The sequence below is a fragment of the Bradyrhizobium sp. CB1015 genome, assembly GCF_025200925.1.
Lineage (GTDB): Bacteria > Pseudomonadota > Alphaproteobacteria > Rhizobiales > Xanthobacteraceae > Bradyrhizobium.
On sequence record NZ_CP104174.1, the window covers coordinates 1,217,818 to 1,230,950 of the forward strand.

The 13,133-nt window shown below is 62.2% G+C and carries 12 protein-coding genes and 1 tRNA gene; 6 read left to right on the forward strand and 7 right to left on the reverse strand.

Annotation, left to right across the window (positions count from 1 at the left end):
• The first annotated feature begins 112 nt into the window (after nt 1-112).
• Nucleotides 113-745, forward strand: coding sequence for a LysE family translocator (locus N2604_RS05590; protein WP_260374185.1), 633 nt, complete (start codon nt 113-115; stop codon nt 743-745).
• A gap of 5 nt (nt 746-750) precedes the next feature.
• Here the strand turns inward: N2604_RS05590 and N2604_RS05595 are convergent, their stop codons facing one another.
• Entirely contained in the window at nt 751-1,503 is a 753-nt protein-coding gene (locus tag N2604_RS05595; RefSeq protein WP_260374186.1) for a sulfite exporter TauE/SafE family protein, read from the reverse strand.
• Nucleotides 1,504-1,593: 90 nt separating this feature from the next.
• Here N2604_RS05595 and N2604_RS05600 point away from each other — a divergent pair, with 90 nt between their 5' ends.
• Nucleotides 1,594-2,484, forward strand: a complete 891-nt coding sequence (locus N2604_RS05600) for a LysR substrate-binding domain-containing protein (protein WP_260374187.1) — start codon at nt 1,594-1,596, stop codon at nt 2,482-2,484.
• A 443-nt stretch (nt 2,485-2,927) separates the two neighbouring features.
• On the opposite strand, the gene hisN is transcribed toward N2604_RS05600, so the two are convergent.
• Together hisN and N2604_RS05610 are read right to left on the reverse strand one after the other, a co-directional pair.
• On the reverse strand, nt 2,928-3,710 hold the full coding sequence (hisN, locus tag N2604_RS05605) for a histidinol-phosphatase (RefSeq protein WP_260374188.1): 783 nt from the start codon (nt 3,708-3,710) through the stop codon (nt 2,928-2,930).
• Between the two features lie 526 nt (nt 3,711-4,236).
• The gene (locus N2604_RS05610) at nt 4,237-5,127 is read right to left on the reverse strand and encodes an N-formylglutamate amidohydrolase (protein ID WP_260374189.1); all 891 of its coding nucleotides are present in this window, start codon (nt 5,125-5,127) and stop codon (nt 4,237-4,239) included.
• A gap of 333 nt (nt 5,128-5,460) precedes the next feature.
• Here N2604_RS05610 and cpdR point away from each other — a divergent pair, with 333 nt between their 5' ends.
• The 4 genes from cpdR to N2604_RS05630 all read left to right on the forward strand — a co-directional run bounded on the left by cpdR (nt 5,461) and on the right by N2604_RS05630 (nt 8,711).
• Nucleotides 5,461-5,820 carry a cell cycle two-component system response regulator CpdR gene (gene cpdR, locus N2604_RS05615; RefSeq protein WP_007597092.1) on the forward strand — a complete coding sequence of 120 codons (360 nt, stop codon included), beginning with the start codon at nt 5,461-5,463 and terminating at the stop codon, nt 5,818-5,820.
• Nucleotides 5,821-5,893: 73 nt separating this feature from the next.
• Nucleotides 5,894-5,968 (forward strand) — tRNA-Val (locus N2604_RS05620).
• A 428-nt stretch (nt 5,969-6,396) separates the two neighbouring features.
• Nucleotides 6,397-7,158 carry a hypothetical protein gene (locus tag N2604_RS05625; protein ID WP_158670234.1) on the forward strand — a complete coding sequence of 254 codons (762 nt, stop codon included), beginning with the start codon at nt 6,397-6,399 and terminating at the stop codon, nt 7,156-7,158.
• A gap of 257 nt (nt 7,159-7,415) precedes the next feature.
• Entirely contained in the window at nt 7,416-8,711 is a 1,296-nt protein-coding gene (locus N2604_RS05630; RefSeq protein ID WP_124163233.1) for an ABC-three component system protein, read from the forward strand.
• A 17-nt stretch (nt 8,712-8,728) separates the two neighbouring features.
• Here the strand turns inward: N2604_RS05630 and N2604_RS05635 are convergent, their stop codons facing one another.
• From N2604_RS05635 to N2604_RS05650, 4 genes are all read right to left on the reverse strand, one after another.
• Nucleotides 8,729-10,003: a DUF2130 domain-containing protein gene (locus N2604_RS05635; RefSeq protein WP_158626792.1), complete on the reverse strand. Its 1,275-nt coding sequence runs from the start codon at nt 10,001-10,003 to the stop codon at nt 8,729-8,731.
• A 140-nt stretch (nt 10,004-10,143) separates the two neighbouring features.
• Nucleotides 10,144-11,721 (reverse strand): AAA family ATPase, encoded by a 1,578-nt coding sequence (locus tag N2604_RS05640; RefSeq protein WP_245333864.1) that lies wholly within the window; start codon nt 11,719-11,721, stop codon nt 10,144-10,146.
• The gene (locus N2604_RS05645) at nt 11,718-12,122 is read right to left on the reverse strand and encodes a hypothetical protein (protein ID WP_124163232.1); all 405 of its coding nucleotides are present in this window, start codon (nt 12,120-12,122) and stop codon (nt 11,718-11,720) included. The genes N2604_RS05640 and N2604_RS05645 overlap by 4 nt, the downstream gene beginning before the upstream one ends.
• Before the next feature lie 119 nt (nt 12,123-12,241).
• A complete protein-coding gene (locus N2604_RS05650; protein ID WP_124163231.1) occupies nt 12,242-13,102 on the reverse strand; it encodes a hypothetical protein in 861 nt (286 codons plus the stop codon).
• Between the last annotated feature and the right edge of the window lie 31 nt (nt 13,103-13,133).

A 13,133-nucleotide genomic window follows, 5' to 3' on the forward strand; every position in this document is an offset into this window, starting at 1 on the left:
ATGATCCGCATTGCAAATTCGAGGTAAATCCTACGCAATCCCGGCGGTGGACGGGGAGGGGCGAACCGACTAAGCGGAACCAGGACCGCCGGGACGGCAGCGGGGCACCTTCATGCTGGGTATTCACGAAATCGGGCTTTTCGTCCTGTCGGGCGTGCTGCTCAACATCACGCCGGGGCCGGATTCGGTCTATGTGATCGGCCGCAGCATGCAGATGGGCTGGCGGGGCGGCGCCGCTGCCGCCTTGGGCATCAGTTGCGGCTGCTTTGTCCATGTCGCGGGCGCGGCGATCGGGCTTTCGGCTCTGCTGATGGCCTCGTCCACGGCCTTCTCGATCCTGAAGCTGGTCGGCGCAGCCTATCTGGTCGTCACCGGCCTCCAGATGCTGTGGTCGCGCCCGGTGCTGGCTTCAGGCATCGACGAGCCGGTGCGCAGCTCGCTCTCGCGGGTGTTCCTCCAGGGCGTCTTCACCAACGCGCTCAATCCCAAGGTCGCGCTGTTCTTCCTGGCCTTCCTGCCGCAATTCGTCGCACCCGATGCGCCGCACAAGCCGCTCGCCTTCCTGACGCTCGGCCTGATCTTCATTTTTACGGGGACGCTGTGGTGCCTGGTGCTCGCCGCGTTCGCCGCCAAGGCCGCGCACCGGCTGCGCAAGTCCGAAGGGGCGATCGCCTGGGTCAACCGCGCGCTCGGCGGCCTCTTCGTCTATCTCGGCATCCGTGTCGCCACGCTGGAGAGCCGGTAACTCCTTCAGGCAAACTCCTTCGCCAGCGCGCTACCGGCGAGATAGAGGCCGAGAAGGATCATCGCGATCAGGAACCAGCGTCGAAACGCATCCGCCGGCATCCGCGCCCGCACCGATTGGCCGATGAACATGCCGGCAGAGGCCATGGCGAGGCCGATCGCACCCGGCACGATATTGGCCGGCGTCAGCAATCCGACCGCGGTCAGGTTGAAGGCGAGCGCCAGCGTTGCGGTGGTGAAAAACACGCCGAGCGCCTGCACCAGCTCGTCCTTCTCCATGCCGATTGCCTGCATGAACGGCATCGAGGGGATCACCTGCACGCCGGTCGAGGCCGAGATCACGCCGGTGACGACGCCGACCACGCCGCCGACCCATTTCTCGTTCTCGGGCGTGACGCGGAAGTGGAATTTGTTCAGCCCGATCACGGCGTAGAGGACGAGCAGAGCGCCGAGCACGATCGTGCCGTAGCGCGCGTGAGGCCCGGTCAGCGCGCCGGCATTGAGCCAGCAGCCGACCACGGTGCCGATCATCAGCGGCCACAGCCGCCGCAGGATGTCGCGCAAATACGGGCCGACGAAGGTCTGCCAGATGTTGGTGATGATAGCCGGCACAATGACGATGGCGATGGCGCGGCTCGGCGCCATGCTGACCGCCAGCAGGCCCATGGACACCGTCGGCAGGCCGAGCCCGACCACGCCCTTGACGAATCCGGCAAGCAGGAAGACGGCGGCGATGAGGATGAGCAGCGGGTCGATCATCTCCGCACATTGACCGAAGCCGCGCGGGCGCACAATCTGGAGGTTACGGAGAAAGCCTTCGTCAGCGGCGAAGGCTCAAGGAGACATCTCATGCGCTTCGACCTCGTCGATCTCCAGCTCTTCATCGCGGTGGCCGACCAGCGCAGCATCACGCGCGGAGCGGAGCGCTCGCATCTCGCTCTGGCCTCGGCCAGCGCGCGGATCAAGGGGCTCGAGGATGCGCTCGGCGTCGCGCTGCTCAAGCGCGGCCGCCGCGGCGTCGAGTTGACCGCGGCCGGCGAGAGCCTGCTCGATCATGCCAGGCTCGTGATCCATCAGATCGACGCCATGCGCGGCGATCTCGCCGGCTTTGCCAGCGGCGTGCGCGCCAGCGTGCATTTTCTCGCCAACACGTCGGGCCTGTCGGAGCATCTGCCGAAGGCGCTCGCCGGCTTCCTGCGCGAGCATCGCGACGTCGCCGTCGACATCGAGGAACGCGAGAGCACCGATATCGCAGCCGCCATCACCGCAGGCGCCGCCGATCTCGGCTTCGCCGCCGAGCACGCGCTGCCCGAGCATATCGAGCGCTTTGTCTTCAGCGAGGATCGTCTGACGCTGGTGACGTCAAAACGCGGCCCGTTCGCCGGCCGCCGCCAGATCGACTTTCAGGAGGCGGGGGCTTGCGACTTCGTCGGCCTGACCAGCGCCACCGCGCTCCAGATGCATATTTCCAGGCACGCCGCGCGGCTCGGCATCCGCCCGCATGTCCGCGCCCGCCTGCGCGATTTCGACGCGATCTGCCAGATGGTCGCCGCCGATGTCGGCGTGGCGCTGGTGCCGGAAGCCGCCGCCCGCCGCTGCGCCAAGACCATGCCGCTCGCCATGGTCCGCCTGCGCGATGCCTGGGCCAACCGCCGCCTCGTGATCTGCGCGCGCAGCTTCAAGACGCTGCCGCGGCCGGCCAAGATGCTGGTGGAGCATTTGCGAGCAGAGGCGATGTGAGGTGACTCTTACCCTCCCTGGAGGGGGAGGGTCGATCGCGCGCAGCGCGAGCGGGTGGGGTGACAGTCTCTCCATTGAGGCGGTGCCCGTGTGGAGAGATCACCCCACCCCGCTTCACCTCTCGCTTCGCTCAAGGCGAAGCGACCCTTCCCCCTCCAGGGCAGGGCTATCGCATATGACTTGTGGCGGCGGCCTGCGCGCACGCCTCGTCCTTCGAGACGGCGCTTACGCGCCTCCTCAGGATGAGGCTAATCAGCGTCAGTGTTCGTTGAAACTGCTGCCGCGCACTCCGCCCTCATCCTGAGGAGCCCGCCCAAAGCGGGCGTCTCGAAGGATGGCTGCAGGGAAAAGCTCTCAAATGCGATAGCCCTACCCTCCAGGGGAGGGTAAGAACACCTAGCTCGCCGTCTCCACGCCCGCGTTGATCATGCAAGCCTCGCGCACTATTGGTTCAGAAGCTTCAACGCCTCCTCGTGAACCCGCGCGTCGCCGGCCGCGATGATGCGGCCGCCGCCCTGGGCCGGCTTGCCTTCCCAGGTGGTGACGACGCCGCCGGCGCCGGTCACGATCGGGATCAGCGCCGCGATGTCGTAGGGCTTCAGCTCGGTCTCGACCACGAGGTCGACGTGGCCGGCGGCAAGCATGCAATAGGAGTAGCAGTCGCCGCCATAGCGCGACAGCCGCGCGCTCCTCTCGATGCGGCCGAAGATGGCGCGGTCGCTCTCGTTCATCAGCAGGGGGCTGGTGGTGTAGGTCGTGGCCTCCCCCAGCGAAGCGCAGCGGCGGACCTGGAGCCGGCGCTCGCCCGACGGCCCCTTATAATTGGCCGAACCGTTGTCGCCGGAAAAGCGCTCGCCGATGAAGGGCTGGTGCATCATGCCGAATACCGGCGAGCCCTTGTGCAAGAGCGCAATCAGCGTGCCCCAGATCGGAAAGCCGCCGATGAAGGACTTGGTGCCGTCGATGGGGTCGAGCACCCAGACGTAGTCGGCGTCCTCGTGCTCGCTGCCGAATTCCTCGCCGACGATGCCGTGCTGGGGGAAGTTGGCCTTGATCAGCCGCCGCATCACCGCCTCGGCGGCGCGGTCGGCCTCGGTCACGGGATCGAAATCCTTGGTCTTGCTCTTGTCGTCGATCGACAGCGAGGTGCGGAAGAACGGCAGGATGGTTTCGCCGGAGGCGGTTGCGAGCCGACCGATGAAGGCGGAGAAGTCGATCACCGTCACAGGCGAAATCCTCGAAGCGAAGGTTGGATGGAGCTTGCCTCCTGCCTAGCTCAATTCGCCTGCCGCGTGCAGCGCTGACTTGATGTTGCTCCCTGGTATTTTGGATGCCGAAGCGCGCTGCCCCATTCCAGTCATCTGCTGGCCAAATATCGATCATTGAGTTGAAAACTTAGTTCCGAGGTTGCCTTGTTCGTATGCAAATGACTATCAACCCATTGAATTTCCTCATCAAACAAACTGAATCTGGGTTTCCATGGAAGCAACTGAGCCATGTGCGATTTGCATGGGAAATGGCGCAAAAGCCCTTGCACTTTGTGCGGCGCGGTCGCATATTGTTGCGGTGCGGTAGCGCTTCGCGTTACCGCTGCCCTCCTTGGGCGTTTCCTCCCTAGACTTGGGCCGCTTGCGTCATTCGCGAGCGGCCCTTTTTTCTTGCCGCCGCCGTTTTCATTTTGGGGCGCGCAAGCCTGCGAAGCGAAAACGCACTCGCGCGCAAGGCCTCGTCGTTTGAGAGAGAAGCTGCGTCCTATTCCGCCGCGGCTTGGAACGGGCCGAGGTCGGCGAACGGAATCGTGGTTGCCAGCACGTCGGCGAGAATGCCGAAGTCGGAGGCCACTTGCGCAAAGCGAGCACTGCGCTCGCGCCGCCGCTCGTCCATGTAGATCGCGCGATTGAGCTCGAGCTGCACCGCGTGCAGGCCGCTCGCGGGATTGCCGTAATGCTCGGTGATGAATCCGCCGGCATAGGGCTTGTTGCGGCCGATCGAATAGCCGAGCCCGCTCATGGTCTCCTCGACGCGATCCGGCAAGAGCGGCGTGCAGCTGGTGCCGTAGCGATCGCCGATCACGACGTCGGGCCGGCGCGGCTCGTCCCTGCTGACGCCGACCGAAGGCATCGAGTGGCAGTCGACCAGCACCACCGTGCCGAACATCTGGTGCACCTTGTTGATCAGCCGGCGCAGCGCGCGATGGTAGGGCTTGTACAGCGTCTCGATCCGCCCCAGCGCATCGTCGACCAGGATGCGGTCGCGGTAGATCTCCTGGCCGTCGCCGACCACGCGCGGGATGGTGCCGAGGCCGCCGGCGACGCGCATCGAGCGGGTGTTGGCGAAGCTCGGCAGCCGGCCGGTGAACATGCGCGGGTCGAGCTCATAGGGCTCGCGATTGACGTCGACATAGGAGCGGGGAAAGTTGACCCGCACCGTCGGAAAGCCGCGCTCGCTCAGATGGCCGATCAGCTCGTCCATGAACGAGTCTTCCGACCGCCGCAGCGTGGGCAGGTCGATCCGCGACGCCGCCAGGAATTCCTCTGGATAGGTCGAGCCGGAATGCGGCGAGTTGAAGATGACGGGCGCGCGCCATTCGGCAGGCTCGAAGATCTCGAAGGCTGGCGACATGTCGCCGTCAAACCGGGTCATCTTCTCAGGCTTCGTCCCTTCGTGCCGCACGATCCGGACAAGCTCCGGATCCAATGATTCGGCCGATCAAGCGGCTCTTATGTGTCGTCATTGTCCGGAATCGCAACCATTCTGCCAAGCGAAAAGATGTCATGGTCTATTGGAACACGTCTTAACCGTGCAGGCATGGGGATGGGGACCCGTCGGTCCGGCTCGATTGATTCGGACCTCGTTCCGGTCCACAAAGAGCCGGCAGCGGGGCCGGCGCAGGGTTAAGATTTTCACCCCAAATTTACCCTCTGTCGGGCTTAGTGACCTCTGCTGATATCCTCTGGGGATTCGACGTTTCCTGCCATGCCAAAGATCCTGCTCGCCGAAGACGACAACGACATGCGCCGTTTCCTGGTCAAGGCGCTGGAAAACGCCGGTTTTCAGGTCTCGTCCCACGACAACGGCATGGCCGCCTATCAGCGGCTGCGGGAAGAGCCGTTCGAGATGCTGCTGACCGACATCGTGATGCCGGAAATGGACGGCATCGAGCTCGCCCGCCGGGCCTCGGAACTCGATCCCGACATCAAGATCATGTTCATCACCGGCTTTGCCGCGGTCGCCCTGAACTCGGATTCGGACGCCCCCAAGAACGCCAAGGTGCTGTCCAAGCCCGTGCATCTGCGCGAATTGGTCAGTGAAGTGAACAAGATGCTGGCGGCCTAAATCGGCCCCGTTCCGTCCTTGCGCGCGCTCCCCTGAGCCGTTATAGGGACCCCACCCGACGAAATGACCTCTAGGGCACGTAGCTCAGCGGGAGAGCACTACCTTGACATGGTAGGGGTCACAGGTTCGATCCCTGTCGTGCCCACCATCCTCTTCAATGACTTAGGCGCCCCGCGCCCGAGGCCTGAAGGGGTGGTTTCCACGAAATTTCCACGAAGGCCCATTTCCGCGCGGGCCGCCCCGTCCAGATGAGGCTGGCTGCCCCAATGCGGGTGCTCGGTTTCCAGGCCCCTGGAGACGGATGCCGAAGCATAGCCTCGCTTCCCCCACGTTACTCCGAAGGTAACGCAGAAGACCGCGTGCTCTTTCTCTGTCATCTTCTCCGTCATTCCTTCGGCCTGAGCCATCACTTCTCTATCTCGCATCGAGCGCGCTAGATCGTATCGACTGGAGAGAGAGCGCGACAACAGTGTCACGCGAAGCGCCTCTGTCGTCAACAGCACATTTCTTTTGTTAAGCCAGTGCGCTGGCTTATACTAATGGGCCCTCACGCATCTCGATTCGGCGCCTCCGCGTATGTCACCATCTCCCGGAAGAATAGCCAGCGAGTGGCTCGCTTACATTCGGCCGCATGTCCGCCCCTACGAGGCGCTCGGCCGAGGCGATCGGCGCGACTACATCGCCAAGCTGTCGAAGCGGGTGAAGCTGAGCGATAACACACTTCGGCGTTTTATCTGGGCTGCCCAGTATCTGGATGCCGAGGGCATCACCAAACTGCCGTCTGGCGTTCGGATGCCCGTGGCTGCCGTCGAGCGCGTCGCTCGCATTGCAGCCCGCCAACCCGAGAAACGACAGCAATTGCTCAAGGACGTTGCCGAGGGCAGGCTCACCATCGTTGAACTCAGGGAGCTTCTCAAGAAGAGCACCAGGGCTGCTCGTAAGCGCCAGCGCATTGCAAACCCAGAAGAGCCGCTGGAGAATCGGGCGTTGGCGGCACTTAAGGCGCGAGGCGTTCTCAAACAATCCGATGCAGTGTTTGCTACGTTTCAGGGTCTGGAGCATTGGCCGTACTTCGATTCCCAGGCGAATCCTGTTGTGGTTATTCTTCTTTCGCAGGACCGACGCATCGTCGCTATGAATGATCGACCGCTCGGCGGGACGACTGCCTCGTTCGCGAGGAAACGAAGGGAGTTCTTGCGCAACATCCTCGCCGGTACAGCCCTTTATGACCTGGTCCTCGTCTTCGCCTCGATATGGCACGATGACGTCGGGAAATTGATAGGGGCGATGCGGCCAGAGATGCGGCAGCGCGTTATTCTATTAGGGTCGGAAGCATAGGGACACAACAACGGCGCAAGTTCTTTCCCTCACTACTCTCGTAACCTCGACGTCCGGCGGAGTAGACGTCGGTGGGATCTCCAACATGACAAAAGCGCACCCACTATTTTCCAATTGATTGCCGAAGCGATATTGAGCCAAGATTACAACCATTACGCTATTGCTGTGATTCCCCTCTGTTGCCCGGCGGGCCGTACTGGAGCCCAGAACCGCGTCAGATTGCCGTCACGTAAGCCCATTTGGAACAAGGTCACTGGATGCGTCGCGATTATCGCCTCTACGAACTAAGCGAGGGTGAGTTTGAAGAGCTCGTCGTCAAGATTTGCATCAACTGGCTGGGTGAAGGTGTCACGCCATTCGCGCCCGGTCGCGACGGCGGTCGTGATGGCAAGTTCAACGGCAAGGCCGAATGCTTTCCCAGCGCCAACATGCCCCTTGAGGGTCAGGTTGTCCTCCAGGCCAAGCACGTAGCCGTATTCGACAAATCATGCTCGGATAAGGATTTTGAGCGCCTCCTGAAAAAGGAGCACGCAAAAATTAAGCGGCTCGCAAAGAAGGGCCTATGTGACCACTACCTAGTGTTCACCAACCGCCGCTATACTGGAGGTGCCGACGAGAAGTTAATCGCCAGCCTGATGGCACTCGGCGTCAAGCGTGCTCACATCATCGGGGTTGAGCGTCTCAACGCCGCACTGGATGATATGCAGCATATCCGGGAATGGCTTCCGAACCGGAAAGATCCCATCCCGTTCCGCTTCGAACCGGACGATCTCATCGAAGTGATTGGCGCGGTCCACGACTACGCAGATGGGTCAGCGCTGAGCGCGGTCAACAGCGCCAGAGACTTTGAAAAGCTCAAGCTGCGAGAGGAGAAGAACAAAATCAATGGATTGTCAGACGAGTACTACAACCAGATCATCGTCAGCAACTCTTTCCCTCACTTTGCGCGGATCGACCATTTCCTGAAGAATCCCCGCAATACTCAGGTTGCCGCCCTTTATCACGACAGCGCCGACGAACTAAAGCAAAAGATACTGGCCGCCCGTGCCGAGTTTGCAACGTTCGATAATGTTTTTGCCTTTTTGATCGAGGAGATCCAAAAGAGGCGCGCTGCACTGAAGGGCAGGAGGCGTATGATAAGCGTCATGCTCCACTATATGTACGCCAACTGCGACATCGGCTCGAAGAAACTTCCATCAACCACGCAAACCGGCAAGACCTCTAGCCAGGGAGAAGGGACGAGTTACAAAAAGCTGGTCTGTGCCCTGTTCGATCTAGCTCTGCTGAAGGTGTATGAGGACGTAGGCTTCTTCCATTTTGTCTACCACGACGGAATCTTCGAAGCTCTGGACGACCGAAAGAAGCTGGCGCTGTTAGAGGTTGTGCGTGAACAGACGAGTACCAAGAAGATGCAATACATAATGACGCTAATTGCTTCAGACCTGCCGCGTATCGAAGAGAAGTCACCCCCCACGTTTGCGCCGGACGAAATTATACTTCGCCTTCACGACGACGGAGCCGACGGTCGCCTCTTCAAGATGGCAGAATTCTAACCTCTGAGGGGGCCAATCTACTCCGCCGCCTCGCCCTTCACCTCAATCATCAGCACATCAAGACTCTCGATCTCCTGCATCGCGCGGCCGGCGATTCCCTGGAGGTCGCCATAGAGACCGGCCGTGGAGTCGAGCACCCCACGGAGCTGTTCCTCGCGCTTGGCCCAGAGCCGCATCATCGTCTTGCGCTCGCGGTCGAGGTCGGCCTGCATGTCGGTGAACTTCTCGACGATCGCATCGATCCGGTGACGGAAGCGCGGACCGGTCAGATAGCCGTACATCATCTCCATCTTGGTCTGCTGGCCTTCCTGGGACTGACGGCTGCCGGCGAGGTCGATCAGCCCGTGCCGGAGTACGATCGCCAGCGGAACGGCGAACCGGGGCTCTGCGACCCAGACATTGTCGAGCAGACCGAAGGTTTCGATATCGTTCGGCAACGCGCTGGAGACAATAAGGGCGACCTCCGCTTTAGCAGCGCGCTGGTCGCTTCTGAGCTTGGTCAGCCAGTCGTCGCTCCAACGTTTGGTTCGCTTGGATTCCCACAGGATCGTGCCGCAAGTCTGCCCACCGGGACCGAACACGCGATGGAGGACGTCGCCACCAAAATCGCCCTTCGGCACCGGCTCGATGAGATCGCGCGGAAACTGATTGCGGAGCAGGGATTCCAGTTCGAGCTCCAGGGCTTCGCCTTGCAACTGCTGTGAGCCCTGTTCAGCACGGCGGCGGAGTTCTTCGATCTGCCGGTTCATGCCGGCGATCTGGGCTTCCTTCTCCGCGACTTTCGCCTTGAAGCCGTCCTCGGCCTCCAGCTTGGCCTTGTCGCGCACAGCGGCGAGTGCCTGCTGGACCTTCGTCTCGATCGTGAGCTCGACTTCGCGCCTGGCATCGTCGAGCTCGCGCTCCTTGCGGAGCATGTCCGCCTGGATCTTCTGGGCTGCGGCCAACTTCTCGTTGTTCGCTGCGAGTATTTGCTGCAAATCCGCCAATTGCCGGTCGCGTTCGCCGAGTTCATCGGCGATCGCCAGCCGTGCTCGCTTTGCTTCCATTTCGACGATATTGGACCGCTCCGCCTTCAGCTTTGCGGCGACCTGTTCGTCGACGGCCTCGCGAGCTTTCGCGATTTCTTCGCTGGCCTGCTTGAGCAGCGCTTCGCGCCGGCCAAAGTCCGCTTCCTTGGCGGCAAGCTGCTGGTCGAACTTGCGGCGCGTCTCCGCAATCAGGGGCGCCGCGAGCGATTCTGTCAGCTTGATTTCAGTGCGGCAGCTCGGGCAGACGATCTGGGGATCGGTCACGGTATTGGTCCTCGGATGATTGTCCGCGATAGTACCGGGCGAGGGTGCGCCGTTTAAGCCCTGCGCGCGGGTTATCCCGCGCAATTGCGGCGGCCGCGGCAGCGGCGGCCGTGTCTTTCCGTTGTTCTGTTCCACCATGATCAGTTCCTCAATGCTCGGACGTCGCGTTCGCGCAGGATGGCCTCGACGATGCGGCGCAGGCGCCGCACCGAGCCGCCGGCCCAGTGCTTCGCGACAGCTTCGCGCTCAACGCCGTCGAGCGGTGTCATCCAGCTCTGGTCGAGGCCGCGCTCCTTGGCGAGGTCAACGATCACGGCCGGCAGCAGCGCGTCCAAGTCATTCGCGGTCGGCTTGGGAAAGGTCACGATGCGGAAGCGGTCTCTGATTGGACTTGGCAACGGCTCGAGGCGGTTGGCAGTGGCGATGTACGACACCTGCGACAGATCAAGATTGGTCTGGAGCGCGGGGTCGGGGTAGCGGACGCTCGTTTCCGGTTCGAGAAAGCCGAGCAGGCAGTCCCATAGCCGGCCGTAGTCGGACCTCGTCGCCGCTTTCTCCAATTCATCGAGGAGGACCAGCACATTTGCCGTTTTGCCTTGCGCGATGGCGAGAAAAGGATGGCAAGGCTCGCTAGAGTACCAGCGCCGGTCGGTCCCCCCGAACACCGCGCCGTCGGAACGACTGGCTTCGGTCCGCCAAACGTGGAGACCCAGCACCTCACCGAGCCGGCGGGCAAATCGGCTCTTACCGCCGCCGGGCTCGCCAACAATCAGAAGCGGGCGCAAACGGACCGTGGTGCGCCCAACAAGATCCGCCAGCGCGAAATCGATGACGTCGATGGCGTACGGGAACTCGAACTGCAGAACGCTGCGCGCCTCGTGGAGCGGCGGCACCTCAACGAGCGGCAAAGCAGTGTTAATGACGTTCTTCAGCGGGCCAAGGATTTCCTTGAGTTTGATGTTCTTCAACTCGGCCTCGGACAGACGCGCAACGACGAGATGACGGTCGGGAATGAGTTCAGGGTCCGGGACGGCTTCTTGCTTGACGGTTTCGGTCCGGTCCTCGGCTTCCCGCTTTTTCCGGCTGTCCTCCTCCTCCTTGAGTTGGAGCCGTAACGTGGCCTTGGCCGCGGTGATGCGGTGCTCGGCCAAGCGGTGCCCGACCAGGGAGGCGTTAATCGCAGCAGAGAACTTCTTCGGCAGAAAATGCGTGCAGGCCGGCAGCGCAGCCCAGCCATAGGTAAACCGTTCGAGATCGCAGCGAACCTTCTGTTCGACGTGCAGCGAATTCACCTGAAAGGCCTTGACCAGCGCCTTGGCGACCCTGCGGTGCTGCTGGAAGTGTTCGTCATCACGCGGCGTTGGCAAGCTCACGAGCCGGACGCTATCAGCAAGGCTCCTGAGAGCTGGCTCACTATGGGCTGCAGCGCGGCGATCGAGTTCAGTCGCCAGTGCCATTGCGGCCTCCAACGACCTGCTGGTGGCCCAAGCGACATTGTGTGGCAGTCCCGGGCAAAGCTCGTTGACTTCCGCGATAAGCCGTTCCTCAATGTGTTCGGCGCCATTGACGGCGAGCAGGGCATAGCGCAGAAGCCGCGGCAGGCCTTTGAGCCGCTCGTCCCAATCGGCCGAATCGGCGGCGGCGCCGGTCGTGACCGCGTCCTCCGCGGTTGGCAGATCCTGGTGATCGGCGCCGTCATCACCGCCATCGGTACTCAAGCGTCGCCCTCCTCATCGGAGAGAGCTTGCTTGACGGCCACTTCTGTCTGAGCAAACCAGCGCGGATCCCTCGTACGACCGAGATGGTGGGTGAGCCAAAGGGTCGAGAGCTCGATCTTCAGGGGGTGATCGAATTCGGCATTGCTAAGGATGTGCGACAAGACGAGGGCCGCCGTGGCGTCATCCTTGAGCGCGCAATGCAGAAGAGCCGACATGACGATATCGACTTGAAGATCGACGTCTCCTAGCGGCGTCAGCGACAGTGCCGCGGCGACGGCGGCAGCCGGATCGCCCTTGAGGGCGGCCGGGACGTTGTCGGTGACGCGGAGGACGGCTAGGCTTTCGAGAGTGGCGCCGAGATCAAGGCGTTCGGCCGCGCTGAACGCGTCGGGCGGCAGCATGCGCCACCACGCAAGCGGGTTTGAGTCATCCGAGGCGTATGGCCAGGGATTGCTGCGGCCGGCGATGGTGGAGTTTAGTTCGCGGACTTGACGCATGTGTGCAGCTTCTCCTATTGCCCTCACCGCGCGTTGGATGACACCGCGGGCGCTATCCACTGTCCGGGCCCGAGCGGGCGCGCCTGAAGAACGCTGGTCAGCCAATCGTGCTGTTCGATGGGAGTCTCAGGTTCGGGTGCCGGCTTAACTACCTTGGGCTTCCGCGCTGCGTTCAGCTTGCTAATGGCGGGCTCGAGGATTGCGCCGAGGCGCGTGTGCATCTCCTGCCGCAGCGCGGCGGTCATGGTCTCGATGCGCTCGACCACCGCGACGCCGAAGTGCGCGTTCAATTCATCGCGCACGAGCTTGATGTCACGCGAGAACCCCGAACCGCCGTAGTAGTCGATGACCGCGGTCGTCACTCGATCGACGTCATGTCCGAGCTTCTTGAGATGCGAGGCCAGCACGAGGCGGGTCGCGCGCAGATCCCTCTCGATCGGTTTGCGCTTGTTCCAAGCCGTTTCGCCATTGCCCCTTTTCACGTCGTAAGCGCCGGCCCAGCCGCGTTCGGAATCGATGACAATCAGGTCGAGCTTCGCCATCCTGATGACAGGCGAGTCCGACTTCAGTTGGATCTTCGCCAGGGCTGCGTTGGAGTTCTGGGAGGTCAGAAGATCGTTGGCCGCCACGGTGATCGGCACATGGATTTCGCTCAGAACTTCGAAACGACCGCTGGTGGCGAGCGTGTCTGCGAGCGTCGTCTGGATCAGAAGACCGTGGCGGCGCACGCAAGAAGAAATGACGGCGAACGATTGGGAGAGTTCGTCGCCGATAATCGGGTCGATCGAGAAGTTGGCTTCAAGGGCCGTTGCGACGACCTGCTTGGCCGCGCGGACGGCGTCCTCATTGGTTTTCAGCAATTCGGTGAGTGGATCGATAGGCACGTTGTTCTCCTCTGTATCGGGAGAACTTTTC